Here is a 25,255-nt window from a genome sequence, read left to right as displayed (position 1 = left end):
ACGAGCATCAAATAAGTGTTGTTCCAGCCGATCCCGCAGCCGAGCCGATGACGTGGCGGCATTCGGTCAAGGGTTTGATCACCGGGTGGCTGCGGTGGGAAGACGACACCTGGGCCCGGATCGAGCTCGTCGGTGACCACACGCTGCGGTATGGGTCGGAGAGCAACCGTGGCCGGATCGACGAGGCCGGTTCGACGCTCACCGTCCGCAAGTCGCGCCTCAAGCAGATCCAGCCCGCCACCACCCGTTGACGGCTGGGCGGTTGTCGGAGCCTGTGGGGACACTGCGGCCATGAGATCACCGGCTCCGGCGGCGCGGGTGCCCGTCGAGCAGATCCCGCGCCAGGCGGCCGAGCTGCCGCTGTGGCGATACAAGAACGTGATCTGGCGGCTCATGGAGTACGCCGAGCTCGCCGAAGTGGACTGGCAGATCATGGGTCTGTCCCACCGGCCTTGCCGGATCGGCCCGTCAGGTGGACAGCAGCGCCACGTCGGTGCGACGGCGGTTCTCGGCAGCGACAGCCACTACCACCTGATGACCGCGGGAAAGCTGGCCTGCGGCGAACCTGACTCCGCCGGTGTGGTTCACCACAGCAGGCACTACCGGGTCTTCAAGCGTGACAACAGGTACACCGCCAAGCCGGTCATCGCCAATGCAGCCGAGCAAGCAGAGTGGGAAACGGTTGGGCGCGAACATGAGTGGACGTTCACGCTCACCGACGTGGTTCGCGAACCCAGCCTGACCCACACTCGCGAACGCTGCGATCGCGGCGTGTGGCCGGCGTACTTCAACCCCAACACCAAGCTCGGCAAGATCACCCGGATACTCGTCGAACAGTTCGGTGCCGACTGCCACATCTGCAGGCGGGCGCCGGAAATCGTCGTCGACCACGACCACCTCACCGGGGCGGTGAGAGGCCTGCTGTGTGCCGATTGCAACGGCGGCGTCGAGTACTGCGCGCACCTGTTTGGATGCGTCTTCGCTGAGTACCTGAACGCGCCGCCGGCCGCCGAGCTCGGGCTGCACTACGGCAAGTACAAGAAGACCGAAGCCGACAAGCGCAAAGAGGCGCGTCGATGGTGTAGTCCAGTTGGCGCTGCAGGATCGCGAGGCGCTCGTCTTTGCGCAGGACGCGGAACATGGCCACCTGGTTGAGTCGGGCGTAGTCGGCGCGGGCCGCGCGGACGACCGCGAGCTCGCCGGCGGTGGTGAGGGCCAGGACGCCGACGTGGTCGGGGATCTCGGCCGCGGCACGGGGTGCCCTGGCTTCGGAGGTCACGACGTTGACGTGCTCGAAGCAGAACGAGTAGCTGAACAGTTGCAGTTCGAGGCGGCTGAAGCTGTCGAGATCGGTTTTGATCTCGTAGGCGCTCGCGGTGTCGTTGATGATGACTGTGTCGGCGATCGACATCTGGACAGGTAGCTCAATGATGGCGTTGTCGGCCGCAGTCAGGCCCTCAACCAGGGTGTTCTTGTAGATGTACTCGCAGCGATAGTTGTTGCGCACCAACGTGTATGCCGCTTCGAATGCGTCCCTCAGTGGGGCGGAATCGTCGACCAGATCGAGGAGCGGTTGGAGCCGGTCCAGTGGGAGCGGACGGTGCTGGTAGGACCGTTCTCGGATTACCCGGGTAGAGAAGGCCTGGGCAAGTTGCCGGGCGTGCTGATACTGCAAGGTCGTCATGGTTGGTCGCAGATGGTGCGGGGCGGGGCGGCGTTCACTGGGTTCGTGGTCGGCTGATGCCTGCTTCGCGCCTGACTGCGGAGTAGAAGTCGATGTGGCCGCACGGGTTCTTCCAGCCGTCGCAATTGAGTCGTCGTGATCCGTCGTAGGACAGCGTCCGGAAGATGTCACCGCGCGGTCCGCCGCATCGTGGGCATTCCCACAGGAGGGTCACCTTCACGCTGTGCAACCCGTCGTGTTCGTCGCGGCCGGGAATCTCCACAGTTCGAACAGTGGGGGTGTCGGCATTGTCAGTTGTTGACGCTGGTACTTGATTCGTCGCCATGTCAGTCAGTTCCTCTCAAAGTCTGCGAAAGTTCGTGTAGGTCAACGTCGCAGCGGGACTGAGCCGGTGGTCTCGGGGTCGGGTCCGGCGGGGCGGGTCTGGCTGGTGGGTTGCTCGCTGTTTCGTTCGGAGCTGAGGTGTTCGTTGTAGGAGTAGGGCATTTCCCACTGTTGGCGGCCGGCGTGCCAGACCACGGTGTCGACGTAGAGGTGATCGATCGAGCTGTAGTGCGGCGGGTGGGGTACGTAGGCGTTGACGAAGACCCTGGCGTCGTGGACATGCAGTTGGGTCTCGCGGCCCCAGCGCGAGATCCTGCCGGCCTCGGTCAGTGCGCCGGCGCAGAGGCTGGGGGAGGCCACCTCCAGCGTGGGCAGGGCGCCGCGAATCATGGTGGCCCAGGTGTTGACTTCGGGCTGGGCCAGGCAGGACAGGATCGCGATGCGCCGGCCGAGGGATGCTGTGTCTGCGTTGAGTTGTGCGACCAGGGCGCGGGTTGCGGCCTCGTCGAAGCTGCCGAACTGGGCGGCCTGGGCTCTGGCGCGGCGGCCGGCGGCGCGGCGCTGCAATGGTCCGGGGGTGGTGAGGGTGTGGCATTTCTCGAGGCTGGTCAGTGTGGGCATCGGTATCACCGCTTTCTCTCCTGGGGCCATTGGTGGTGTGGACGGTTGTTCTTGCGGGGCGGGTTGTTTCAGGTGGTGTGCGCCCGGAAGTAGGTCAGTGCGGCGGGCAGCGACATCGCGTAGCCGCCGGGGTAGGGCTGCTGGAAATGGCCTTGCCACAGGCCGACGATGGCCACGTAGTTGTCGTTGATCTTCATGTAGGTGGGGCCACCGGAATCGCCGGATTGGCCGGTCTGGGTGACGGTGATCAGCGGGTTGTCGACGCTGCTGACGAAGCCGCAGATCTCGCGCTTGGAGCCTGCGCCGAAATGGCAGACCCAGTCGGACTCGCGGGCGTTGACGTAGGTGATCACCTGGTAGTTGGTGTTGGCGATCCGATCGGACCAGGCGACGTCGCCGAAATCGATCAGCCACCAGTCTTTCTGGGGAGGCTTGCCGTCCCTGCCGGGGGTGAAGCTGATGCTGACGGTGCGGCCGCTGACTCCGGCGTCGAGATTCTTGATCGGCTCATCGGATCCTGCTGAGGCGCAGTGGCCGGCGCTGACACCCATCGTGTGCCCGGCGACGCGGTAGACGTAGCCAAGGGTGCAGCGAGTGCCGTCTTGGACGATCACATCACCGGCTGTCACAGGGCCGGAGGGACGTGCCTGAGCGTGCGGAGCAACCGCAATTACGGTGAATGCAAAGAATGCTGAAAGCACGAAAAAGAATTGCGCAGTGAATAGCGCAATTCGTCGCAACCGCTGGGGCGGGGCGAGGTGTCGGTGGTGCGCCACCAATCGGACGATATCGGAGATTCAGTTTTCCCGTTTCACGCCGCAGGAGTGGTGGTAGGCGGTGGTGTCGGGGGTGGGGCGCATGGTGGCTTGGGCGGCTGCTTGTCGAGGTGTGGTGGCCAACGTGCATACAGACAGGCCGAACAACCGATATGCTTGAGTCAGAGTTTCAGTCCGGCGTTGCCGGGTTTGCTGACGAGGGAAGGCTGGTCATGGGCGAGGAGCCGCAAAACATAGCCCCGCCGACAGCCGCTCACCTCGAAACCGGGCAGGAGCGGCGTCGCCGTCAACGGCGCGAGTACCACCAGCGCCGCACCACTCGCACTGCTGGAGGCCAGGAGCACGGCCGCCGGTGGACGATCGCCGACGCCAGAATCGCCCTCGACATGCGATTGACGGTTCCTCAGGCTGCGACGCAACTGAGCCGCTCGGCCAGCGCTGTGGAATCGCTACGCAAACGGTGGCGCAACGGAACGCTGCCGATCGGGCTGACCGATCAGGTGCCACGCGCACCGAAACGTCCCGACGCCGACCGCTCAACACCCTGATCCATCCATCCACCAGCAGGCAGGCTTTGACATGGAGTACCTGGTCACCACACCCACCGGGACATACCGCATCGAGCAGAGCGCCCCCGAAGTTGACGACGTCATTGCGATGCTGGATTGGCTCGTGGAAAAACACGCCATCACCGGCCCTGGGCCGCTGGCGGTGCACTCACGTCAGCAGGTGCTAGCGGCCTTGGGTCGACCCACAATTCCCGACGACAAAAACAACCCCTTTCCCGAGCCCGACGTGATCGTCGGAGAGGAAGCCGCCGGTGCATTCACCCGCGGCTGGCTGGAGTGGAGAGCCCAGGACTGGCTCGACGGGAAGTACCGAAAGGCCGCGGCCGCCCTCGGCGATGTCGACACAGACCTGCCCGAGGCGGAGGCGACCCCGGCCGAAGCTGCGGACGACAGCGGCAACGACACCACGCCGGCCGATGGCGAAGGGCCGCCATCGAACGCACCCGTGCCCACCCAGTCGGACGATCCGGCGGCGTGGGTCAAGGGTCGCCGCGTGTGGGAAGCGCCTGGAGCCGCTGATGAGCGGGTGGTCATCATGTCCTCGCGCGGCGTCGCTGTTCCCTCCGGTTGGGTGTTGACGCGTCATCTGCCCGAGGCGCGCAACATCCCGCGATTCCTGAACTGGCATTGGCGCAAGCCCCCGGCCAACGGGCTGCCGCAGATCTGGTTCACCGCCGAAGCCATGGACGCGATCGGCATCGCGGTCGAAGATGCTGACCCGGACGAGGTCAAAGAGATCGTCGCTGAGCACTTCGGATGCCGTGTCAGCTGGGCACAGTCAGGGTTTTTCACCTGCCGCTGGGGAACCGGCACCAACGCCGACAGCGACGTCGACGAGGACAACGAGAACGGAGCATCAGCCCCGACCCGGCGATCCGCGCAGCTGGTTTTTGTGCCCTGGCTCCCGCTCGATCCGGCCGACGCTCGGCCCAACGATCTCGGAGTGGCAGGCACCCTGGACACCGATACCGAGTTGCCCGAAGACGAAGACGAGGCCGTGCCGATTCTGGCCGAGCGTATTGCCTGGATCGCGGGCCTGGGCCAAGGTGTTGCGCCGGCATCGCGGTGGAGCACCGTGGGTGCGGCGTTCGCCGATGTGAAGCGCCGCGGCAGCACCATCAAGAACGTCAAAGGCTGCCCCCTGCCGGGGGAGGTTCAGGCCACCCAGTCTGACCTCGACCCAGACCTGCACATCAGCAAGCGGCCGCACAAAGCGCGCGGTGAGCACCGCAAAGTGGAGACAGACCAGCGGTCGGCGTACCTGGCCTCAGCGATCACGGGCGAGTTCGGGTACGGCGATCCCACCCGTGTCGAGCACCCCGAACCTGAGATGTTCAACGCCCAGAACCCGCCGTTTGCGCTGTGCCGGGTCACGACACCGGCCGGCGACAAAATCGACGGGCTGGATCGGCGCCTGCCGCTGCCTATCGAGTACATGGCGTGGGACGAACCGCGCACGTTCTGGACCACCACTCGCGGTGTGCGGCACCTCATCAGCCCAACCGATCTCGGTGGCGCCGGCCTGGCCCCCGTCGAGCTCGGCATTGACGCGGCGTGGGTATGGCCGCACCAGTCGCGGCTGCTGCGGTCGTGGGCTGATGCCATCCGCAAGCGACTGATCGAGGCCATTGCCGAGGGCCGTAAAGACCGCGAAGACATGCTCAAGGCGGTGTACAAGGCCTATCTGGGACGGATGCGGTCGGCCAAGTGGTCCCCGCAGCAGTACCACCACCATCAGCCGGTGTGGTTCGCGGCGATCACGGCCGACACCCGTGCCCGGGCCATGGCGTTCGCCGTGAACATCGCCCAAACCCACAACCTGTACCCAGTGGCCGCCGACGTCGACGCCTGGATGTACTGGCTGCCGCCCGAGATCGATCCGTCGGTGCTGGCCGAAGAATCGACTGCCAACGGCAAGTACCGCATCAAGGCCATCGAAGAAACCACCACCGGTGAACAGCCATGAGAAAAATCCGCCGCCGCACCGGCGGGCCGGAGGCGCCACCGCCTGCGCCGCCTCCACCAGCGCCGCCACCGCCGCAGCCGCGCACCTCCGACGAGCTGGTCGACGGCCGCAGCGGGGTGAGCGCCGCACTGTGGGGCCTGGCCAAGCGCAAGCTGCGTGAACTGCGCGGGCGGCGCTGGGAAACCGCTAAAGAGCACGAGCGGGTCGCTGAGGCCGACCGCCGCGCGCGCCAGGAGCTGGCCAAGAGGATCGAACGGGAAACCGGACGCCGCCCGGCCGAGCGGACGCTGCGCCGGCACAAGTCGGCCGGCAGCGCGCCGCGAGGCGTCGATGAGGAGAAGATGGCCCGCCAGGCGGCCATTGACCATGCCGGCAGCATCGCCAAGTTCGGCCGCCAGTTCGGTATGTCCACCTCGGCAGTCAAACGTTGGCGCGACCACGGCGGTGACCTGCCCGAGGAGATGCCAGAAAGTTTGCGGTTTGAAGTCGCGATCGTGGCCACGCTGTTCAGTAAGGGCGAAAGGTACAAGACTGACCAGCTGTGGCACACCGATATCTACGTCGACGGAGACGCTGTAGCGCGTATCGCGGAGGCTTCGCGCACCGGTGACTACGGCGAAGTCGCCGATCTCATCGGCGGCCTGGCCGCTGACCAATTCCCATGGGTTGGGTCGGCTGAACGCACCTTTGAAGTATCGGAAGTTATCGACATCACTATTGCCGAATAACGGTGAAACGGGGAAACCCCTAATGCTGTTAGCATCCGGCCTATGTGGCGGTCGGATATTGCGCGCTCAGCAATTAGGGAGAATTACCCGCGGTATGTCTGGTTTGTGGCATGGCCGCTGATTCTGCTGGCGCTGGTCGGATCGTGCTCGCGCAGCTGCTCGACCCCTGACACAGTGGCCAGCCCGGACTTCGTCGACGCGGTCACGGCCTCGGGAGCCAACGCGACGTTGGCCTACCTGACTGCCAACCCTGGAGATGCCGAGCGGCTCAAGGCGATCTTTGGTGCGAATCTGATCAAGGCTCCCGAGGGGCAGCAGGGTATTCCGTTGCCGCGTAAGACCGTTCTTTCGTCTACGTCGAGCGCTAAACGCATTGACGGCGAGGAGGGTAAAGCGCCTGACGGCAAGGACGGTTCAGTCTGGTTGGTCAAGGTCAGCATCGTCACTCCGGACGGATCGGAGGTCTGGCAGACCAAGATGCGCGCCACCGCGGGCCCGGCGTTCCGGCCTGTCGAACTGCCCGGCCGGCGGCCCGACGAGCTGGCCGGGCCGGAAGTGGCCCCAGTTGCCGTGAGCTCGCTCGACATCAAATGCGCCGATCTGAACGAGAAAGAGGGCTGCAAGGACTCCGACAAGGCCATAGTGGTGACCCTGCGGGACTTCTTCGACGCATGGCTTTGTGGCAAAGGGGATTTGGCGCGCGACGCCGACACCGCAAAGGTTCCGGCGTTCGCACGCCCGCCCTACAGTCGAGCCCAGATGGTGTCGGTGACCGCAGCGGCGGCCGTGCCCAACAAGGTCGAAGGTGTGCTGCCCGTACAGGTGATCGTCTGGGCGTCGAAAACCTCGACGGAGGAAAATTCCTACACTCTGACCCTCACCGCCTCGGCTGGCCGATGGGTGGTTGCCGATATCGCTTCGCCACCGCCGGTGAAGGAATCCAAATCCGATGCAACCCGCTAGTCGTGAGCTGCCACGTGGCATTCGTTATGTGAGCGAGAGGAATTCGATGAGAACCACGATCACCCCGGACGTCACCGGTGGTGGCAGAGCTGATGACGAAATCCGAATGCAGGAGGTGTGAACGATGAACCAAGCACAAAGTCTAATGATGTCGATCCTCAACCTCGGTCTGATGGCCGCAGGGGTCGCCTGCTTCCTCAAAGGTGGGTTTGCAGTGCACTCGGGAAACGACGGCAATGACGACGTCAATATCCGTGGCTGGAAGAAAATCAGCTCTTGGTGGGCGCTGGGTGCCGTGATGATCATTCCCGGTGCCTGGGGGCAATTCGGCGGGCTCATCCAAAACATCTGGCATTCGCTGTTCTGAACCTATGTTCATCTACACAGCGATTCGACACGTCAAACGGCTCGTCGGCACGACAGGCCGCGGTGAACCACTGTTCGGTGGACCCTACGAAGGCACACGCGACCTGCCAGTCGCCGCGGCCGCAGTGTTCCTGGCCTGCTCGATCGTGGCCGCCGGATTCACACTCGGCCGGGTCACCGGATCCACCATGGGCGGCTTGTCACTCGGAGTTCTCGGCGCCGGCGTGGTGCTCTACATCGGCGTCAAGATCATTCGCCGGCTACGGCGCATGCCGAGGGATGCCTCGGTGCAAGACTGGCTGACCTCGCGTGTGGACATGATCCTGGCCCGACCAACCCAGTTGTCCGGGGCCAATCCGTTCCACCCGGCACAGCAGCGCGACAAGAACCACCCGCTGTTGGCCGCTACTCGCATCGTGCACGGCAACATCCGCGACGTCGGCGGCAAGTTCTGGGCCGAGTACCGCGTGCCCTTCCCGCTGCCCAACGGGCGGGTGACCGACGAGCACAGCTTGCAGGTACTGGAGGAACACCAGCTGCTGTTCCGCGTCCTGCTGCGCCACGGGTTTCACATCGGCCTGCTCAAGGAACCGCAGACGTTCGAGGAGCTCCTCGAGAATTCGTTCACCGAGAATGAGCGGGCTGACGAGGCTCTCGACGAGATCGGCATGTACGCCGATGCCACAGTCGGGCTCCTGGAGCAACTCGTCGCCAAGGCCCAAGACGACGCATCGACGTGGCCGAGCCGAAACGTGTTCACCGCAACCATTTACGTCGGCGACGATGAGGCCAAGGCGGCGATCCGCCGAGACGAGATCATCTCGCATCTGCCATTCACCTGGCACCTGAGGCCCGCCACACCAGCCCAGATGTACTGGGCGTTCTATGCCCACGCAGTGCGCGGCGCCGAGCTGGTCCCCACACTCGGTCGCACCGACCTTCCCGAGGCACTGCCCGACATCGAATTCGACGACGGCGCGATCAGCGATGTCTCACTACGCCGCCGGTTCAGCCTCACCGGAGAGTACCTGTCGCCGGTGCTCAAAATCACGACCGGAAACACCACGACATACCAGGCCATCCTCACCGCGAAACTGCCCGACGTGATCGACTGGCCCGACACCGATATTTTCAGCACCTTCGCCCACATGGAAGCGCCGATCGACGTCGCCATCCGGTGCAGCCCCAAAGACCGCGGAGTCGTCGAAGAGGAAAACAAAAAAGCCAACACCATCATCACCGACAACCAGGACGAAACTGCCCACCTCAGTTCGGCGGTCAAAGCGTTCAGTCGGGAAGAACAACTCCACCAGCTGTACTCGGAAAAACTCGCCGAAGACCCTGACCTGCACAGCGTCACGTTCAACATCTTCATCGCCGTCGGCGGGCGCACACCCGAAGACGTTGCGCAACTGGTGGAATCGCTCAACACCACGTTCTCGCGGTCCAAGATCAAATTCCGGCCGCCGCTGCCCGGCCAGCAGGAGCAGCTGTGGACCGCGATGCAACCAGGCGCGCCACGCAGCGCGATGCTCGACAACATCGTCGACGAAACCACGATCGACGAATTCGCCGAGTTCATCCCGTTCACCACGGCGACCATCGGCCACGAGACCGGCCCGATCTGGTGCCAGAACCTCACCACCGGCCTACGCGATCTCGTGCGGGTCGACGCTGATGAGATCCTGCAGTCCAACCGCGCCAGCACCATCGCCCTCATCACCAGCCCCGGCGGTGGAAAATCCTCGTTCGGCAAAGTGCTGGCCTACCAAGCGCACGGCCGGCGTCAATCATGGGGCGCCATCGACCGCAGCAACATCAAGGTCCAACTCAACCCGCTGCGGCATACAGGCGAATGGGTGAAGTTCGCCGAAGCGCTGCCGCCCGACGAGGTCCAGGTGATCGACGTTGCCGAACCACCCGGTTCGATGGATCCACTCAAGGTCTGGGCGCATGCCCCCCAGACGGCGTCCCTGCGCGCCTTTGCCCTGCTGACCGAGCTGCTGACCCTGGCCGACGATGAGCAAGAGCTGGCGCTGCGTGAGGCCCTCAACCCAGACAACCTGGGGTGCGGCAAGATCGAATCGATGATGGCGCTGTCGCGCTATCTCAAGGCGCAGCCCGAACGGGCCGCGAAGCTCGTCGGCCGCAAGATCGCGTCGTGGGCATACAACCCGTTCGCCGCCGCAGTGTTCGACGAGAGCCTGCCGGCGCTGACGCTGACCGCACTCGGCACTGTGTTCCGCACCCACGGATTTGCCCTGCCGAGCGCGCAGCGAGTGTTCAACGAGCACCTGTACAAGAAGCTGCAGCCCGAGGAGCGCTACGCACTGGCGATCTACCCGCTGGTGGTGGCGTTCCTGGATGCGGCCTTCGAGCAGCGCGACGGCACATCGTGGCTGTTTATCGACGAATCGTGGACAGTGACCAGGACGCCGCTAGGTCACCAGATGATGGAGCCGAAACTGCGCGACGACCGCAAGCACCGGAAGGTCACGGTGTTCATGTCGCACGCGGGCCAGGTCGACCTGGCTGACGATATCTACAAGCTGATCACCATCAAGTTCCTCGGCAAGGCCGAAGACCGCGACCTGGCGATAGCCAATCTTGAGTGGTTCCAAGCGGTTCCGATCAATGAAGGAACCATCAAGGAAGTGATGGAGATGAAGAACGGCAGGTTCTTCATGTCGATGATCAACGATTCCGACGACGTCGAGGGCGACGGTGTCGGTGTCGCCCAGGTCGCTGAGGTGCAGTCCCTGCTCCCGGCTGATCCCAGGCTGCGCGAGGCGCTCAGCACCACACCGATCGATCAGCGTAAAGGTCGCGAATGAAGCGAGGCGGCAGCATGATCCGGACTGTTCGGCGGCTCGGTGTGATCGGGGCTGCGTTTGTCGGTGTGGCTGTTGTCGGCGCGTTGGCCGGTGCGCCGGCGGCGTTGGCTGACACTGGGGACGGGATCGTGCCCGCCGACTCGCACAGCATTCCAATCACCGAGTATTTGTTCGGATTCAACTACGGTGCAGGAGTATTCGGCGTGGCGGCCACTCCGACCACGACGATCCCTGCCGCGTTCGCCATCGTGATGTTCGGGCTGTTCATCGCCGGCTGGTGGTTGGCGTTCTGCGTGTTCAACCTGTTCCTGAAAATGGACTGGCTCAGCCCGATTGTGCGGGTGGCTGAAAGCGTTGCTACCTCGATAAGCAACCAGTTCGGTGACCAGTTCGTGTTCGGGGTGATTGGCGCCACCATGCTGCTGACCATCACTGTGTTCGCGCTGCGCAACCAAGCCGGCCGGGCCTGGCATCACGTTGCGCTGACCATCGTGTGCATGGGCATCGGTGTGCTTATGGTGCTGCCGGTGGGGGAGGCCGCCCACCTGCTCAAGATGGGGCGCGATATCGCGGCCGAGACCGGCTCCTCGATCACCGGACATCCCGCGGGAACAACCCCGAGCGCCGGGCTTGTCGATGAGTTCGTCCGCAAGCCTGTCCAGCGCTGGCAGTACGGCCGCGATATGGACTCGCTGGGGTGTGGCTCGGCCTGGGACCAGAAGATCGCCGAAGGCGACGCCGAGAAGATGAAAGACGCGCCGCTGATGTGCCCGGGCGGCGATGTCGGCGCCCAGATGCACGCTCACGCGATGAATCCCGCTGCGGCACTGCCGTCGAGCTTCCTCTACCCGATGTTCATGATCGTGATTGTCGCTCTGGTGTTCATGATCGTGAAAAATATGGGCTCCACCGCCGTCGGGGCGCTGATCCACGCGGCATTCATCAAACCGGGCCTGGTCGCTGTTGGTACCTCGATCGGGCAGCGTTTCCTGATCCGCAACGGCATCGACGGATTCACCGCGGCATTCGTGTTCGGCGGGTACCTGCTGATGTTCTTTATCAGCGCCGCCCTGGTCGGCATCCTGAGTGCTGCAGTACCGGCATCCGACGTCGGCATGCTGATGACGGTGCTGGTGATGATGTTCACCGTCGGCGGTGTGCACTACGCCGGGCAGAACCTGCGGAGCATGAAGAACGCCATCGGTCAGGCGGTCCTGCCCGCGGGCAGCCCGAGCATGTACGGCGCGCCGTCGCGGGCGCCGGCGATGGCCCGGCAAGCCACCCTGCACGCCGCGCACGCGGCGGCCAACGAGGTTCGCACTCGTCGGCGGATGGCGAAAGCCGTTGCGGCCAAGACTGCAACCAAGGCCGCCAGTGACGTGGTCGCCCCCGAAGTGGCCATCCCGGCGCAAGTCCTCAACAGCTTCGCGCACGAAGTGCTGCGCACTGCCCACCACTACCGCACCGTGCACCACGGCGGGAGTGGAGTGGGTGGCGGCTACACCGGCAGCGGCAGCGGCAGCGGCAGCGGCAGCGGCAGCGGCGTGGCCGGCGGGCGCAGCGGCTCCCGCTCGGTCAACTACGGCGGATCCGGTACCAGTGGCGGGAGCGGCGGTGTCAATGCGCGTCAGCTGGCCCGGCGCAGCAGTCAGCGGCGGGCCCAAGCGCGCGCCGCCGAATCTGGCGCCGCAGGACCGAACCGGGGCAGCCGGGCCGTCGAGCGGCCGCCGGCGTTGCCGGCGCCGCTGCGCGGTGGCAGTGGTATCCGGCACCCCTCCGGGGCTGCGATGGTGACGCAGGGCGCTGCACCGCAGCCGGTGGCCGGCGGTGGCTACAGCGGAGGCTCGGCGCCTGGCAGAGCGCCTGCGGTTTCCGGCGCCGGCCGAGGCGGGCCGTCGTCGGGATCCGCGGCGTCAGCAGCACCACGGCCGACCGGTTCCAACCAGGCCCTGCGACGTGCAGGAACGGTTAACGCTGCGCGTAGTGCGGCGCGCAACTTCCGCAGGGGCCGTCAGTGATCAAGGTCGTGGTCTTGGCGATGGTGGCCATGTTCTCAATTCCGTTGGCGTTCATCGTGTTCTTGGTGGGTCCACAGTCGGTCAATGATCTCAACAACATGGTGGCGGCCTGCCGAACCGTGCTTGGTATGCCGCCGCGGCCTGACACCACCGTCGCCGAGATCGGCGGCGCAGACGCCGACGAGGTGGCCACCACGCCGCTGACCACCACCAGCGGCGGTGACGCCGAAGACCCCAGCGCCACCCCGACGACACTTGTCGAGCCGGTGCCCGAACTTCGCGGATTCACCGCCTACGACTTCGTTTCGTCGCTGAACACGATCGACAACTGGCGCGAGCTACCCGCCGAGGAACTCTTACGCTGGGCGCTCAACCCGCCGGCCTCCCCGCTGCCGCCAGGTGCCCAGGTATTGCCAACCCTGCCTGAGACCCTCACCATGGCCGACCCTGTCGAATCAGCACCGCAGGACAGCTACAGCCGTGCCTGCGCGGCCGTTGTGAGCCGCGCAACCAAGAGCGAACCCCCCAACGGTGAGAACCGCACCGTCAGGCCCACACCGGACGCACTGGCCGCCACTGAGGGCACCACGACCGACGCGCTCGGACTGCTGCGCGTCTCCGACCCCGCGGCCGCTCAGTCCGATCCGCGCCAGTTCTATCTGCAGTACTGGCCGGTGACGGAGGTCAAACCCGGCGACATCGTCTTGTACGACTTCACGACCGCTGGCCCCGCTCACTTCGGCCTGGCGCTGAGCGCGCAAGTGATGCTCACGACAGGCAGCTGCTGCGTGCCTGGCCCCGTACAGCGGCGACCCATTCCGACCAACGCCAGCGCGCTGAGCATCACCCCGATAGGCCCCGCAGCACAGGAGAACCCGAACTCATGACACCGATCGACTTCGCGATCATCATCGGCGGCCCGCTGGCCATGCTCACGCTCAGCTACGGGATCCCGGCACTGGCCGACCGGCTCACCGCCGGCCCGGGCGTCTCTGAGGAGTACGTGGCCCCTTACCAGCGTCGCTATCTGCTCGACGTGGCGCCGGCCGAGGAACCGCGCCGCGGCGTGCTGCACGGCATATCGAACTGGCAATCCCTGCTCAGCACCCTGCACATCAAAGCGCCAAACGCCCTGTGCGGTGAAAGCCTGGTCGGTGACGAACAACCGGGCGCGCCCGGTCGAAATCTGCCCAGGTGCCCGCAATGTGTGGTCCGGGCGCCATGGGCGCCGGCATCGGCCGTGCTGGAGCCCGCGCAATGAGCCCCGGTGTCGTCGCCATCATCGTGGCCGTGGCCGGGTTAGTCGCCGTCGCACTCAACGCGATGCGCCACAACGTACCGGTGACACGCTTGGGCCCCTACCTGGCGCTGGCCGCGATCGGTGGTTTCATCGTCACCGCTGTGGCCTACCTGTACGTTCCGGTGTTGTGGCTGGCCCTGGCGTTGGTCCCCGGAGTGGGGGCCTGGTGGCTCAGCGACGTCATCGGTGCGCGCAACTACCACCGTCGCGCGCACCAGTTGCTGCTGCTGGCCCGGTTGAAAGAGGCAATCCCTGGGTGGGAGGGCCACTCGATGCTCATTCAATGGGACGGCGGATACAACCCCGCCGATATCGTCGAGATCAAGGTTGGCCTTCCCGCGAAAACGATGCCCGCCAAGGTCATTCCCAACATCAAGACCGTTGTCGTCGAGACCGTTGGCGGCCACTGGTCGGCGGGATCCAAGCAAACCGTCGTTACCCTGCGCCGCAGCACCCCCGTCGTTGACGCTGAGCCGGTGCGCAAACTCAAAGACGTTCTCTCCGACAATAACTGCTTCGGCACCGATTTCAAGCTGCCGTTCCACAAGCTGTCCGACGACGGATCGGTGGTCGAGGAATACAAGGTCGCCTACGGCAAAGGCAACCTGTTCGTGACCCCGCAGAAGCGTTCTGGAGTGGAGCGGATCCTGCGGCAACGCATCCTGGTCCCGTCCGGATCGTGGATGTTCGAATGGAACCTCCCGGCCGCCGAGATGAGCGCCAAACGCTCAGCGTTCGAGCCGATCATGTACGCCCCGCCGATCAAGCACTTCGTCGCCTCCCGTCAGGAAGCCGCCGAACGATACGAACAGACCCGGATCATCATGGGGCAGTACGGCGACGGCGAAGATGTGATCTGGAACCCCGTCGCTGAGAGCGCACCGCACTGCAACACCTGCGGGGCGTCAGGCAAGGGCAAGACGTCATGGGCGCACAACCTGCTGCAGCAGACCGCCGCCGCCGGCTGGTGCAACATTGTCGCGGACTTCAAGCTCAGCAAGAGCTTCCGCGGCTTCCTCGACTGGCCGAACTGCCACGTCGTCACCAACGGCTTGTACTCCAACGTCAAAACCATCTACTACGTCGTCGAGATCCTCAACCGGCGCCGCCAAGACAACGCCGCCCACAACGGCATCAACACCGATGTGCCGATCCTGTTCCTGATGGACGAATACGCCGAGTTCGCGATGCAGATGACCAAAAACGTCTGGCCCCGGTTCAAAGACAAGAACGCGCCGAGCCAGCCGCCGGTGCTCGGCGAGATCGACCAGCTGATCATCATGGCCCGCGAATTCCGCATCCACATCGTGACCATGCTGCAGAAGCCAGCTGCCGAGTTCATCAACACCAACATCATCTTCAACTCCGGCAAGAAAATTCAGGTCGGCCAGATGCCCGGCGCGATGTCGAACGTCTACTGGGGCAACTACGAGATCGGCTCGTCTATCCCCGACCTACGCGGCCGCGGCCTGGTCACCGACTTCGCCGACGGAGTCCCAGCACGCGAGTTTCAGGCCTACTACACACCCGACCCGGCGAAAGCCCGCAAACCCGAAGACCTGGCGATCCTTTCCGAACTACTCCCGCCGGAGTCTCTGTATCCCCGGGTGGTCTTCGACATGCCCAACCCCTACGACATTACCCAGTGGGAACAGATCATCGAGTCGCCCTGGGAGCTGGCCGACGACCGGCCCGATCTCGACCCGCTATCACCGCACTACGTGCACCCACCGATCTTCACCTACGACACCTTGAAGGACTTGAACCCGGCCTCGATGAGCGTTCAACGGTGACGACCAACCCAACGTTATTCTGGAGACACACGATGAGTAGCCGCACCGCACCGCGTGCTGACAGCACGACAACCGGTGTCGAGCAACACCTGACCGAGATGGCTCACGGCCTCTTCGGCAAGACCGCCGCGATTGTCGACGTTGCGGTAGGCCCTGACGGTGCGCCGTCGGCCTTCACGGTGACGTTCGACGCCCCAGCCACCAGCGTGCTGGCCGATCCACAGCGGCGCCGGCACGCCGAGTGGCGGCTGGGCGACTTCCTCGATCCCTCCGGCACCAACCCCGCACTGTGCGTGTGGGATCTGCCGCATTCCACGGTGACCGTGACCTCCGGTCACCTCCGGGACGGCGACAGTGGGACAGTGGCCGATACGGACGGGCGGGCGTAAACGAATGCGCACCAGTGTGACGAATCCACACCAGTCGAGCAGCGGCCCCACTCGACAGCAGACCGGCACGGGCCGGGGTGCGGGAAACGTCAGCATCCTCAACCGCCCTGAGGCAGCCAGCTACCCTCAAACCGTGACCAATCAGTCCGAGGGAGACACCGCAGCCGGAGGTGGCCAGGCCGCGCCATCCGGCGAAGCGGCTCCCTGGGACGTGCGTGACATCGCGCTACCGCGCTACGTGACGGCAAGTTGGGTCGACGAGATCATCGGAACCCCCGAGGGCGATGACCTCGTGCGGGCCAACATCGTCTCGCACAGCAAGGACCAAGGCCAGCGCATCGCGTGGAAAGTGCTGTGGCAGACCATCAGTTTCGACACGCGGTGGCGCCAGCACGTCAGCAGTCTGCTGCGTGCCGATCGCCGCTACGCCAAACAAGCACTCGACGGAGGACTGAAGGGCAAGGCCGCCGGCCGGGCCCGCGACTACCTCAACAACATCGATGGCGCGCTGGCCCGGATCCGGCGTGAGGCCGGTGGACCGCTGGCCTGGGGACCGGCACGCTACGCGAAATACTCCGCCGAGGCGCGCGAAGACATCGAATATCTGGCGTTGTCGATCGCCGAGCACCGCGCCGGCGCGCTCACCAACGAGGAGCTCTACGCCGTGCTGGCCGATCTGGGCTTGGACCCCAAGGGCCGGCAGGTGCCCGGCGAGGCCTGGCCTGGAGATCGCGAACAGTAGTTACTGACGGATAGCTGCTCGACGTAGTCGCAGCTGAATTCTCGGCGACACGCGCTCCACCTGCGAATGGCGGAGTGAAACGCGTTCGTCGACAAACTGATATCGTTCACCACATCATCCGCCAAGGCGCTGCTTGTTTGCACTGTGCGCCAACGGGATTCACCGCAATTACCTGCGACGACTGGTTCGAATGGGAGAGCCGCTGACATGACGACCACTCTGGCCGAACGCCCCACCCGCAACGGGTCTACTCCGGCGATGCCCGAGCACCTGCCCCGCACGGCTGACGCCGCGGTGGTTGCGCCTGCGCCGCCCGCCGTACCGAGCGCGACGCCGCCGGCATCCGAGCCGAAGGCCTCCATAGCCGATGAACGAGAGACAGCGCGCCGCAGCTGGTTCAGGTTGACCAGAACCCCGAAACCGAAACTCGACGAGGAAACCGCAGCAGTCGTTGCCGCGCAACGGTTCTGCTGGGCATGGCTGGCGTTCGCCACCACGATCTCGATCGGCGCCAACTTCACCCACTCATGGATGACAGCACCCGAGAACATCCGGGTTCTGGCCTCCATCATGTCGCTGTGCCCGCCGATATTCCTTTTGGGCTCAACACATCACGGCGTTCTGATGATCAAAGCGCGTCGCTTCGGATGGCCGTTCGTGATGTCGCTGCTGATGACGATACTGCTCGCGGCGCTGTCGTTTCGGTTGAGCTACGACGCCATCAGCTCCCTGGTCACCATGCTTGGCACCGCACCGCAGCGCGCTGGCATTTGGCCGATCATCAACGATCTGTCGATCGTCAACTCAACGCTGGGACTGTTCGTCCTCACGCGAAACCGAAACAAGAAACGCACAGCTGGCAGCTCGACGAGCACGGCGGGCCTGCGCGGCTGGCTGGCGGCCAAGATCGCCGGACCGGCCGAGATTGACCTCGCCGGCCTGCTCGACGGCTCGCCGATGAGCGCGCCCGAGCGGGAACTGTGGTGGCACCGCGTGGCCACCGTGGTCAAGGCCCGCAACGAGCACGTCAAGGCCGTGGCCGACCGCAGCGCCGACGAGATCGCCACGGTTCTGCGGCTGACCTTCGACGATGATGTGCCGCAGCGCAAGATCGTGGACATGATGCCCAACGTCAACCATCACCGGATCGTGCGGGCCATCACCAACGCCGGTGCCGAGGTGCTCAAGCGCACCGCGCCCGAGTCGTCGGAGTCCTCCGAATAACCCACGGGGCGGCAGGAGCCCCGTAGCAGTGCCTGAACGACGTGCCGGCGGATCGAAATCGATCCGCCGGCACGTCTTGTATAGCGAGGGCATCGCAGCGCCGTCACGGCGCTTCCAGCGGTTGCGGCGACTCTGCGGCGGGCCGGTGCCCCGACAGCTCGTGGTAACCGATGGTGTTGGTGAACGATGCCCCCTCGAACAGGCGCACCGAGACGGTTTTCGCGTTCGCTCGTACCACGGCGTACCAGCTGCTCCGGTACTTAACCTCAGCGCCCTTGCTGACGGTCTCGCGGCTGTAGGTGTTGGCCCGCCCCTCGGCCTGCAGTTCGGCGTAAACGCCCTTCCAGTACTCAATCTGATCGAGGGTCTGTGCCAGGCGGGCGGCGACCCGCTCGCGGTAGTCGCCGGTGGCCGGCGGGAACTCGTCGACGTACTCGGTGTTGGCGGTGCGGGCCACGACCCGGCGGTGACCGTCGAGGACGCGCTGGTCTCGGCGCTGGTCGGCCTCGAGGCGGTCGATTCGGTTCTTGACCGTGACCGGGCTGTAGCGGTGTGAGGTGGTGTGCGCCGCGGCGTCTGCCCGGTGCGCCGCGTTCTTGGCAGTGTCGGTGGCGTCGATCGCGCGGCGAGTGGCGTCGTGGGCCCGCTCGATCGCCCGCCGATGCCGGCGCTCGCTGTGGTGGCCGATCTTAATTGGCTCACCCCCGGGAGGTAGGGCTGCGACGGCGCGAGCCTCGGCCTGCCACGCCGCATCGGCGGCCTGGGCCTTGCGCTCGGCCTTGTCGCCCAGGGCCTCGACGCGGTCCTCCTGACGCTGGGCCCGATCGGCTTCGGCGAGCTCGACGGATCGGTGCCCGGTGCCGATCCGCTCACTGACCTGATGGCCGGCCTGGCGCAGGGCTTCGGCGGCCCGGCTGATCTTGAACATGTTGGGCTGCTTGTCGCGGCTTGACGGGATTCCCCAGAGTCCCAGCGTGCGGAACCAGCGAAACCCGCAGGACTTCAGGATGGTGTTGGTTCCGTCGCCGCGGCTGGTGCCGTAGACCAAGGTGCCATCTTCGGCGTTGTGCACAATCTCAATCGTCGGAGCCTGCTCCAGCGCTGGTAATGCCCTGTCGGACGGCGCGATTGCCGCCCCGTCAACGGTGGCATTGATGTCGGTCTGAGTGGTGGAAGTGTGTTCGTTGTTCATCATCATGACTAGATGGTATCTAGTCATACCGACAAGTTGTGTCGACGCAGGGCAACAACTACTGACTTGACAATGTCTAGTCAAACAATGCAGAATGAAGACACGAGCGACGAACGAGGAGGCCCCGGCCGGACGTTCACGAATCGCCACCAATCACCCCAAGGAAGGGAGCCCTCGATGGCCCGCCACCTGCACGCCGTTCCCGACCTGCCCGCTCCGGCCGCGCCCGTCGCAGTCCCCTCGATGGAACGCGACGAAGCGATCACCGCCATTCGCGCCGCACTCAAGCAGCGCAGCGACAAGCGCTGGAGCGTGCGAGGCGGCCGCGGTACCTCGTGGGGCTGGATCACGATCATCGCCCCGCCGGCCCGCCGCGGCGAGTGTGGCGAAATGACCAACGAGGACTGCAAAGAACTCGGCGAGCTGTTCGGCCTAGACCACCCCGCCCACTTCCAAGGCATCACCGTGCCCGCCGGTAGCGACTACCGCCAGGAATACGTGGCACGCGCCGAAGGTCGCAAGCCCGAAACCCTCGGCAAGCCCTACTGGGACTGACCCCAAACCGACTGAGAAGCAACGACGAAAGGACGCCCACGATGGCAAAGACACTGGAGGCCTTCGCCGGAGCCCAACGCTACAACTACTGCACCTTGCCCACCATCGACGTCGAGATCCTGCCCAACATCCGCCACTGCGAATGCGGCGAGCCGGTCAGCTTCGACGAGAGCATCGGATTCTGGGGCGGCTGGGTCCACACCTCGCCCGACGTCCCCGACCACGGCCGCGTCGCGGTGAAACTCCGCTGCAAGTACTGCAACAGCGAGGACCACGTCCGATCAGAAATGCACGCCTGGTTTGACGCCATCGAATGCGACCGCTGCGGCGGTGTCGACGGACACGCGATCGGCGACTGACCCATGACCATCCCCACCATCGGCCCCTGGTCGGCCGGCGCCCCGGCTCCGAAAGTGCTCGACGCTTTCGCGGGCCCGGGCGGTTGGGACGTCGGCGCGTCCATCCTCGGCATGGACAACGACGAGATCCTCGGTATAGAGATCGACGAGCGCGCCGCGGTCGCCGCCACCGCCGCCGGCTTCCGCCGAATGGTCGCCGACATCGCCACCATCAACCCGGACGACTACCCCGAGGTCACGGGGTTCATCTGCTCCACACCGTGTCCCACATTCAGCTCATCAGGCCGGCGCCAAGGCATAGCCGAAATCCAGATCGTGCTCGACGCGATAACCCACGCGGGTTTCGAGGGCTGCGACTGCGCCTGGGAGGAGATCGCCGAGGAGCTCGACGCCGCCAGCGACCCGCGAACCGCCCTGGCCGCCCAAACAATCCGATTCGCACTCGGCCTGCCGAACCTGCGATGGCTAGCCTTCGAGCAGGTCGCCAACCCCGCCACGATCTATCTTTTCGAGGACATCGCGGCCGAGCTTATTGAGGAGTGGGAAGGCGTCAACGTCTTCACCCTCGATGCCGCCAACCTCGGACTGCCGATGCGCAGAACACGAGTGTTCCTGGTTGCCAACCGCTACGAACCCACCGGCCGCGCCGGCTCGGCTCCCCAATGCGTGCGGCTCCAGCAGCGCAGCATGGCCGGCGTGCTCGGCTGGCCCGAAGACGAACAGATCAGAACCCGAGGCAACCGGCGACCCACAGGCGGAAACCTGTTCCGTGCTAACGGTATTGGATGGTGCCTGACCGAAAAAGCCAGGTCATGGACACGGGAATCCAACGGGGAGCGGCTCACGGCCGCCGAGGCGGGTTACCTGCAGGGCTTCCCCCGCGACTACCCCTGGACAGGCAGTCGGACACGGCAGTTTCACCAACTCGCCGACGTTGTCGCACCCCCGGCCGCCGCCGCGGTCCTGGGCACGGCCACCAATCGCCCGTGGAGAGCCCACGTCGAGCGGTACCTGGCCGACCTGTACGGCGACCAGGCGCTCACCACGGGCGCCAGCAGACCGCTCACACGCCCCGTGGCGTCCTGACGCCGTTACCCCCCGGTACAGCGGCCAGCCGCGGTTCTAGCGCCAGGTGGCGGCCCGACAGGGCATCGGGGCTGACCTTACGACCGGCCTGGCCGCACTCCCCGGGGGCACGACACGGGAGCCCTGCCGAGAACCTGCAAACTGCTGCTGGGCGCTAGTGCTGTCGGTAGTCTGCCCCCGTCACGAAATGGGGGAGGTGGTCGGCAATGCGGCTTTCGGTGAGCGCGGCTGGTTTCACGTTGGTGATGCTGATGGCGTCAGGCTGCAGCACCGGTGGTGACGTCGCGTCGAAAACAACGACACCTTCGGCGATCGCGACGACCGTCTCAGAATCATCGGCGGCACCCTCTGCGCCAGCGACAGCAGAGCGGCCGGCGGGCTATGTGAGCCGCGAGACGTGGTCGGACGGCCCATGGCCCCTCACTGTCGACGAAGCCGTGCTCGAATGTCAGGGCGACGGGCTCGTGACGATCACAGCCGGAGAATCGAAGTACTCCCTGAACGCAGCGGCCAATACCCAGACCGGTCTTCCCGACTACGCCGACCCGATCGGCCTTCCTGACCCGAACCGGTCCGGCTTTCACATCGACGGCGGACCGCTGATCCAGCGCGGACTGGCGCTCTGTGGTGGCCCTGCCGACCCAACTACACCCACCGGTGGCTCCAACAAGCTGGCCGGCCTTGTGGAACGTCAAACGTGAACGCCCCAGGCCTGAAAACTGATATCGGCCCGATGATTCAGCGTGGGCTGACATTGCGCGGGGGATGACCAGGCGCCAGCAGCAGCCGCGACGTGCCGCAGGGACTAGCCGAATTCGTGGTGTGCATCGCGCATTGCCCGGTGGCCGACCTCGGTCACCTGGCATAGCAGCCCGTGCGCCAGCTCAGGCGACAGCTGCAGCCCCTCGACACCGCTGAACCCGATCGTTCGGCGGGCCAACTCGCGCAGCTCGGTGATGTGCTGATCGAGCGCCGCTGAGGCCGGCAGTGCGCTGAGGTGGTGGCTGAGAAGCCCGACCGCGGTGAGCACGTCAACGGCGGCCCGATCGGCGCTGACCTCCGCTGCCCGTGTGCCACAGTGCGACAACAGCCGCGCGACAGAGCCGGCGACGTGCGTGGTGACAGGAGACCGGTGGGTTATCAGCGCCCGGCACACCTCGATGATGTCGTCGACATCCAACCGCTGGCCAGTGCCCTGCTGGTGTTCGCTCATACGTATCGAGCGTAGTGATCGGAAAGGCTGAAACAGCGAGGTTTTTCGACCAATTCCAGAGGGTCGGTTGACATTACCTGCTAGAGGGTGCTCCCTCCCTACCCACCCTTCAATGGTAGCGCAGGGGTCCGACAAGTCGACCCCCTGCGCAGGGCACCCCCAGCAGGGTCCGGCAGTGTCGGGCAGTACGAAAAAGATTGGGCCACAAAGGGATACGCACACCCCTAGGTCGCGAAAGGCGTTGCAGCGCAGCGACATTCGCCGAGCCATCTGCGTGAATGACGTTGGGTGACAACAGTAGCCAGTGCCGAACATGCATATAGGAAGGAAGCGACGCACGGTACAAAAGTTTGCTGTAAATCGGCCGGCAAAGCGCGTATTCAGCTCGGGGTATGTCGAGAGGGAAAGTGTCATTTCGCGCTGAATGCGCTGTTAGACAGTCAGAGTTGTCGGTGGGTGTCGATATACTAAAAGTGTCTCGGGCAAGAGTTCCGGGGCGATCAGAATAGCGGATCTGACATTTGCTAGTTCGGTAAATGGTTGGGCTCGCATGAGCAGCCTTGGGAGGGCTTGTGTCTGTTGTTATGGAAACCAATCCAGCATCGGTCGACATCGCCGCTGATAGCGGTGCGGACGGTTTGGGTACCGCGGTCGTCAAACCGGCGGTGAGCATGATGCTGGCGAAGGATCTTCACGCGGCAGTGTCCAACGCGCTGAACTGCGCAGCGTCTCCGGCCGATGGAATCCCTGCGATCGCCGCGGTGCGAATCGAGGCCAGCGAGAGCCAGCTGGTCACCGTTGCCACCAACCGGTTCATTCTCGGCGCCACTCGGGTCGACTACAGCGGAGCACCGTTCACGGCCACGTTGGCCCACGACGACGCCAAGACGTTGGTGAAGATCGCGCGCACCCTCAAGCGGGATGAACGGATCCGCACTGTGGAGCTCGACGTAGCCGACGACCGGGTCACGTTCCGGTTCATCACGGGTGAGGCGCTGACGGTTCGCGATGCCGATGTCGAGTTCGTGAAGTGGCGGCACCTGCTGCCTGCAGACATGGAACGCATGGGCGCAGTGACCGGTGTGCGGTACAACCCGGATCTGGTCGCCAAATTCGCCAAGGTTGTCGGTGACAGCCCGATGGTGATGATGCCGACCACCGGGCGCGGCGGTGAGCCAGGTCCGACCTTGGTCCAGATCGGCGAGGACTTCATAGGCGTGCTCATGCCGGTTCGGTCACCCAACGGCGAGACAGAGACCTATACCCGGCCGCTGTGGGTCGACACCGTGCCAGCGGTGCAGACGGCGGAGGCGAACTGAAATGGGCGCGACAAACGACGCTGGGGCCGATTTCAACGCCAGTCAGGTCGGCCCCCGGTATGGGCTGCGGGTCGACGTCGACTGGACAGTGAGCCGCGTCGAGATGGCCGATGACGAGCCGGGTCGCAGCGCGAATCTGATCCGAGAACAGATCGGCTGCCAGTGGTTCGATGTCGTGGAATTGGACGACAAGCCCGGCGACGAGCTCGACATGTGGGTCGATGATGAAGGCATGTTTAGCGCCCCGGTCAACGGCCTGGCGTCGCTCATCGCGGCCCGCCACGGGCTCACGCACCAGCTCTACCACGGTATAGCGCTGTTCACGAGCCGCAACGGTGGCGCGACGATCGGCCTTGGCGGTGAACAGCTATCCAGGATGGAGGCGTTAGCCAAACAGCTGATGAACGTATTGGGTGTTGGACCCGGTGGTGTGCTCGTGAGGTAGACCCAGGCCTGGTGGGGGCCGGCCCCTGCCGGTCCTGCCGGGTCTCCACCGGTGTCGGTGTGTGAGGGGTTTGGGGTGGTGGCCCGGGGTGGGTGTCGTCCCAGGTTTCTTTTTGGTGGGTGGTGTGTGGTGTAGCCGTTGGTGAGTGTGGGTGGTGTGTGGTGTGTGGGGGATGGTTGTAGAGATGTGTGACTCAAGCATAGTGATCAGTGGTAGGTGTAGCTAACTTGTTGGGGGTGGGCGGGGGCGGAGCCGGTCGCCGGGTGGTGGTCAGTGGTCGGTGGTGGGTGTGGGTTACTGGTGTGGTGTGAAAGTGGTTGGTGCACAGTGGGTTATTGTGTTGTACGCCGTAGGCGGGCAACGGTTTTGGTGGTGGTGAGGGATCGGCAGCGCCGAGACTGATTCGTTTGCTAGGTGCGGTGGTGATGTGGTAATGATCTGTAAAGTGTTGTGGTAGAATCAGATATATGGAAGCAGAGCGGCCAGGCGAAGCCGGACAGCGTAGTAATGAATTATGTTGCAGTAAAGCAAGATTCATGCCGCGCCGCAACCGCCGGCAGTGAGGGCGTAGCCCGAACAGAACGGTTAAGCATGAAAACTGTTGTGTTACAACGATACTCAGGTGGCACCGAGGGCGCCGGAGGCGCCCGACCAGGGTTTGCCGCGCCGGAGGCGCGGCCCCGAGGGTCGGCGAAGCCGAGCCGGCGGGAGATCGGAAGAGCACACCGCTGAACTCCAATCACAGCGTTCTTCAACTCGTATTTTGTTCTTAGCATTTAAAACGTGGGG

At 64.8% G+C, this 25,255-nt stretch carries 25 protein-coding genes and 1 pseudogene; 21 read left to right on the top strand and 5 right to left on the bottom strand.

Features of this window, described 5'->3' with window-relative positions; genetic code table 11:
- Positions 1–47: 47 nt before the first annotated feature.
- Together ACWDTP_RS04710 and ACWDTP_RS04705 are read left to right on the top strand one after the other, a co-directional pair.
- A complete protein-coding gene (locus ACWDTP_RS04710) occupies positions 48–251 on the top strand; it encodes a hypothetical protein (RefSeq protein ID WP_450017074.1) in 204 nt (67 codons plus the stop codon).
- A gap of 40 nt (positions 252–291) precedes the next feature.
- Positions 292–933 (top strand): annotated as a pseudogene (locus ACWDTP_RS04705) (endonuclease domain-containing protein); the annotation flags it as partial.
- On the opposite strand, the gene ACWDTP_RS04700 reads toward ACWDTP_RS04705, so the two are convergent.
- The 3 genes from ACWDTP_RS04700 to ACWDTP_RS04690 all read right to left on the bottom strand — a co-directional run bounded on the left by ACWDTP_RS04700 (position 899) and on the right by ACWDTP_RS04690 (position 3,405).
- The gene (locus ACWDTP_RS04700; protein WP_450017072.1) at positions 899–1,684 is read right to left on the bottom strand and encodes a sce7726 family protein; all 786 of its coding nucleotides are present in this window, start codon (positions 1,682–1,684) and stop codon (positions 899–901) included. The pseudogene ACWDTP_RS04705 and the gene ACWDTP_RS04700 sit on opposite strands and share 35 nt — an antisense overlap.
- Before the next feature lie 366 nt (positions 1,685–2,050).
- Positions 2,051–2,629: a hypothetical protein gene (locus tag ACWDTP_RS04695; RefSeq protein ID WP_450017070.1), complete on the bottom strand. Its 579-nt coding sequence runs from the start codon at positions 2,627–2,629 to the stop codon at positions 2,051–2,053.
- A 68-nt stretch (positions 2,630–2,697) separates the two neighbouring features.
- Positions 2,698–3,405, bottom strand: a complete 708-nt coding sequence (locus ACWDTP_RS04690; RefSeq protein WP_450017068.1) for a hypothetical protein — start codon at positions 3,403–3,405, stop codon at positions 2,698–2,700.
- 212 nt (positions 3,406–3,617) lie between these two features.
- Between ACWDTP_RS04690 and ACWDTP_RS04685 the strand changes: the two genes are divergently transcribed.
- The 13 genes from ACWDTP_RS04685 to ACWDTP_RS04625 all read left to right on the top strand — a co-directional run bounded on the left by ACWDTP_RS04685 (position 3,618) and on the right by ACWDTP_RS04625 (position 18,297).
- Complete coding sequence (locus ACWDTP_RS04685; protein WP_450017066.1) at positions 3,618–3,953, top strand: hypothetical protein; 336 nt, start codon at positions 3,618–3,620, stop codon at positions 3,951–3,953.
- Positions 3,954–3,984: 31 nt separating this feature from the next.
- On the top strand, positions 3,985–5,940 hold the full coding sequence (locus tag ACWDTP_RS04680) for a hypothetical protein (protein WP_450017064.1): 1,956 nt from the start codon (positions 3,985–3,987) through the stop codon (positions 5,938–5,940).
- On the top strand, positions 5,937–6,668 hold the full coding sequence (locus tag ACWDTP_RS04675; RefSeq protein WP_450017062.1) for a hypothetical protein: 732 nt from the start codon (positions 5,937–5,939) through the stop codon (positions 6,666–6,668). The genes ACWDTP_RS04680 and ACWDTP_RS04675 overlap by 4 nt, the downstream gene beginning before the upstream one ends.
- Before the next feature lie 42 nt (positions 6,669–6,710).
- Positions 6,711–7,631, top strand: a complete 921-nt coding sequence (locus ACWDTP_RS04670) for a hypothetical protein (RefSeq protein ID WP_450017060.1) — start codon at positions 6,711–6,713, stop codon at positions 7,629–7,631.
- 124 nt (positions 7,632–7,755) lie between these two features.
- Positions 7,756–7,998 carry a hypothetical protein gene (locus ACWDTP_RS04665; protein WP_450017058.1) on the top strand — a complete coding sequence of 81 codons (243 nt, stop codon included), beginning with the start codon at positions 7,756–7,758 and terminating at the stop codon, positions 7,996–7,998.
- A gap of 4 nt (positions 7,999–8,002) precedes the next feature.
- The gene (locus tag ACWDTP_RS04660; protein ID WP_450017056.1) at positions 8,003–10,831 is read left to right on the top strand and encodes an ATP-binding protein; all 2,829 of its coding nucleotides are present in this window, start codon (positions 8,003–8,005) and stop codon (positions 10,829–10,831) included.
- 14 nt (positions 10,832–10,845) lie between these two features.
- Complete coding sequence (locus ACWDTP_RS04655) at positions 10,846–12,849, top strand: hypothetical protein (protein WP_450017055.1); 2,004 nt, start codon at positions 10,846–10,848, stop codon at positions 12,847–12,849.
- Positions 12,846–13,736, top strand: coding sequence for a hypothetical protein (locus ACWDTP_RS04650; protein WP_450017053.1), 891 nt, complete (start codon positions 12,846–12,848; stop codon positions 13,734–13,736). The genes ACWDTP_RS04655 and ACWDTP_RS04650 overlap by 4 nt, the downstream gene beginning before the upstream one ends.
- The gene (locus tag ACWDTP_RS04645; protein ID WP_450017051.1) at positions 13,733–14,110 is read left to right on the top strand and encodes a hypothetical protein; all 378 of its coding nucleotides are present in this window, start codon (positions 13,733–13,735) and stop codon (positions 14,108–14,110) included. The genes ACWDTP_RS04650 and ACWDTP_RS04645 overlap by 4 nt, the downstream gene beginning before the upstream one ends.
- Positions 14,107–15,942: a hypothetical protein gene (locus tag ACWDTP_RS04640; protein WP_450017049.1), complete on the top strand. Its 1,836-nt coding sequence runs from the start codon at positions 14,107–14,109 to the stop codon at positions 15,940–15,942. Before ACWDTP_RS04645 ends, ACWDTP_RS04640 begins: the two co-directional genes overlap by 4 nt.
- 32 nt (positions 15,943–15,974) lie before the next feature.
- Entirely contained in the window at positions 15,975–16,331 is a 357-nt protein-coding gene (locus ACWDTP_RS04635; protein ID WP_450017047.1) for a hypothetical protein, read from the top strand.
- Between the two features lie 133 nt (positions 16,332–16,464).
- Entirely contained in the window at positions 16,465–17,073 is a 609-nt protein-coding gene (locus tag ACWDTP_RS04630; protein ID WP_450017045.1) for a hypothetical protein, read from the top strand.
- A gap of 207 nt (positions 17,074–17,280) precedes the next feature.
- On the top strand, positions 17,281–18,297 hold the full coding sequence (locus ACWDTP_RS04625) for a hypothetical protein (RefSeq protein ID WP_450017043.1): 1,017 nt from the start codon (positions 17,281–17,283) through the stop codon (positions 18,295–18,297).
- 103 nt (positions 18,298–18,400) lie between these two features.
- Here the strand turns inward: ACWDTP_RS04625 and ACWDTP_RS04620 are convergent, their stop codons facing one another.
- Positions 18,401–19,495 carry a DUF3560 domain-containing protein gene (locus ACWDTP_RS04620; RefSeq protein ID WP_450017041.1) on the bottom strand — a complete coding sequence of 365 codons (1,095 nt, stop codon included), beginning with the start codon at positions 19,493–19,495 and terminating at the stop codon, positions 18,401–18,403.
- 171 nt (positions 19,496–19,666) lie between these two features.
- On the opposite strand from ACWDTP_RS04620, the gene ACWDTP_RS04615 reads away from it, so the two are divergent.
- The 4 genes from ACWDTP_RS04615 to ACWDTP_RS04600 all read left to right on the top strand — a co-directional run bounded on the left by ACWDTP_RS04615 (position 19,667) and on the right by ACWDTP_RS04600 (position 22,190).
- Entirely contained in the window at positions 19,667–20,044 is a 378-nt protein-coding gene (locus tag ACWDTP_RS04615; RefSeq protein ID WP_450017039.1) for a hypothetical protein, read from the top strand.
- Positions 20,045–20,085: 41 nt separating this feature from the next.
- A complete protein-coding gene (locus tag ACWDTP_RS04610) occupies positions 20,086–20,403 on the top strand; it encodes a hypothetical protein (RefSeq protein WP_450017037.1) in 318 nt (105 codons plus the stop codon).
- 3 nt (positions 20,404–20,406) lie between these two features.
- Complete coding sequence (locus ACWDTP_RS04605; protein WP_450017035.1) at positions 20,407–21,489, top strand: DNA cytosine methyltransferase; 1,083 nt, start codon at positions 20,407–20,409, stop codon at positions 21,487–21,489.
- A 206-nt stretch (positions 21,490–21,695) separates the two neighbouring features.
- Entirely contained in the window at positions 21,696–22,190 is a 495-nt protein-coding gene (locus ACWDTP_RS04600; protein ID WP_450017033.1) for a DUF2511 domain-containing protein, read from the top strand.
- A gap of 104 nt (positions 22,191–22,294) precedes the next feature.
- On the opposite strand, the gene ACWDTP_RS04595 is transcribed toward ACWDTP_RS04600, so the two are convergent.
- Positions 22,295–22,702 (bottom strand): hypothetical protein, encoded by a 408-nt coding sequence (locus tag ACWDTP_RS04595; RefSeq protein ID WP_450017031.1) that lies wholly within the window; start codon positions 22,700–22,702, stop codon positions 22,295–22,297.
- Positions 22,703–23,286: 584 nt separating this feature from the next.
- Between ACWDTP_RS04595 and ACWDTP_RS04590 the strand changes: the two genes are divergently transcribed.
- Together ACWDTP_RS04590 and ACWDTP_RS04585 are read left to right on the top strand one after the other, a co-directional pair.
- Complete coding sequence (locus tag ACWDTP_RS04590) at positions 23,287–24,021, top strand: hypothetical protein (RefSeq protein WP_450017029.1); 735 nt, start codon at positions 23,287–23,289, stop codon at positions 24,019–24,021.
- Between the two features lies 1 nt (position 24,022).
- Positions 24,023–24,466 carry a DUF3846 domain-containing protein gene (locus ACWDTP_RS04585; protein WP_450017027.1) on the top strand — a complete coding sequence of 148 codons (444 nt, stop codon included), beginning with the start codon at positions 24,023–24,025 and terminating at the stop codon, positions 24,464–24,466.
- Positions 24,467–25,255 lie beyond the last annotated feature (789 nt).

The sequence above is a fragment of the Mycobacterium sp. NPDC003449 genome, assembly GCF_053588415.1.
The sequence above is the reverse complement of the archived record's forward strand: the minus strand, read 5'-3'. Positions and strand labels throughout refer to the sequence as shown.

Coding starts and splice junctions, on each gene's coding strand:
- ACWDTP_RS04620 (WP_450017041.1), bottom strand. CDS start 19,495: ATGATGATGAACAACGAACACACTTCCACCACTCAGACCGACATCAAT.
- ACWDTP_RS04700 (WP_450017072.1), bottom strand. CDS start 1,684: ATGACGACCTTGCAGTATCAGCACGCCCGGCAACTTGCCCAGGCCTTC.
- ACWDTP_RS04695 (WP_450017070.1), bottom strand. CDS start 2,629: ATGCCCACACTGACCAGCCTCGAGAAATGCCACACCCTCACCACCCCC.
- ACWDTP_RS04590 (WP_450017029.1), top strand. CDS start 23,287: ATGGAAACCAATCCAGCATCGGTCGACATCGCCGCTGATAGCGGTGCG.
- ACWDTP_RS04710 (WP_450017074.1), top strand. CDS start 48: ATGACGTGGCGGCATTCGGTCAAGGGTTTGATCACCGGGTGGCTGCGG.
- ACWDTP_RS04655 (WP_450017055.1), top strand. CDS start 10,846: ATGATCCGGACTGTTCGGCGGCTCGGTGTGATCGGGGCTGCGTTTGTC.
- ACWDTP_RS04600 (WP_450017033.1), top strand. CDS start 21,696: ATGCGGCTTTCGGTGAGCGCGGCTGGTTTCACGTTGGTGATGCTGATG.
- ACWDTP_RS04645 (WP_450017051.1), top strand. CDS start 13,733: ATGACACCGATCGACTTCGCGATCATCATCGGCGGCCCGCTGGCCATG.
- ACWDTP_RS04625 (WP_450017043.1), top strand. CDS start 17,281: ATGACGACCACTCTGGCCGAACGCCCCACCCGCAACGGGTCTACTCCG.
- ACWDTP_RS04615 (WP_450017039.1), top strand. CDS start 19,667: ATGGCCCGCCACCTGCACGCCGTTCCCGACCTGCCCGCTCCGGCCGCG.
- ACWDTP_RS04675 (WP_450017062.1), top strand. CDS start 5,937: ATGAGAAAAATCCGCCGCCGCACCGGCGGGCCGGAGGCGCCACCGCCT.
- ACWDTP_RS04585 (WP_450017027.1), top strand. CDS start 24,023: ATGGGCGCGACAAACGACGCTGGGGCCGATTTCAACGCCAGTCAGGTC.
- ACWDTP_RS04635 (WP_450017047.1), top strand. CDS start 15,975: ATGAGTAGCCGCACCGCACCGCGTGCTGACAGCACGACAACCGGTGTC.
- ACWDTP_RS04595 (WP_450017031.1), bottom strand. CDS start 22,702: ATGAGCGAACACCAGCAGGGCACTGGCCAGCGGTTGGATGTCGACGAC.
- ACWDTP_RS04610 (WP_450017037.1), top strand. CDS start 20,086: ATGGCAAAGACACTGGAGGCCTTCGCCGGAGCCCAACGCTACAACTAC.
- ACWDTP_RS04685 (WP_450017066.1), top strand. CDS start 3,618: ATGGGCGAGGAGCCGCAAAACATAGCCCCGCCGACAGCCGCTCACCTC.
- ACWDTP_RS04680 (WP_450017064.1), top strand. CDS start 3,985: ATGGAGTACCTGGTCACCACACCCACCGGGACATACCGCATCGAGCAG.
- ACWDTP_RS04660 (WP_450017056.1), top strand. CDS start 8,003: ATGTTCATCTACACAGCGATTCGACACGTCAAACGGCTCGTCGGCACG.
- ACWDTP_RS04670 (WP_450017060.1), top strand. CDS start 6,711: ATGTGGCGGTCGGATATTGCGCGCTCAGCAATTAGGGAGAATTACCCG.
- ACWDTP_RS04640 (WP_450017049.1), top strand. CDS start 14,107: ATGAGCCCCGGTGTCGTCGCCATCATCGTGGCCGTGGCCGGGTTAGTC.
- ACWDTP_RS04665 (WP_450017058.1), top strand. CDS start 7,756: ATGAACCAAGCACAAAGTCTAATGATGTCGATCCTCAACCTCGGTCTG.
- ACWDTP_RS04605 (WP_450017035.1), top strand. CDS start 20,407: ATGACCATCCCCACCATCGGCCCCTGGTCGGCCGGCGCCCCGGCTCCG.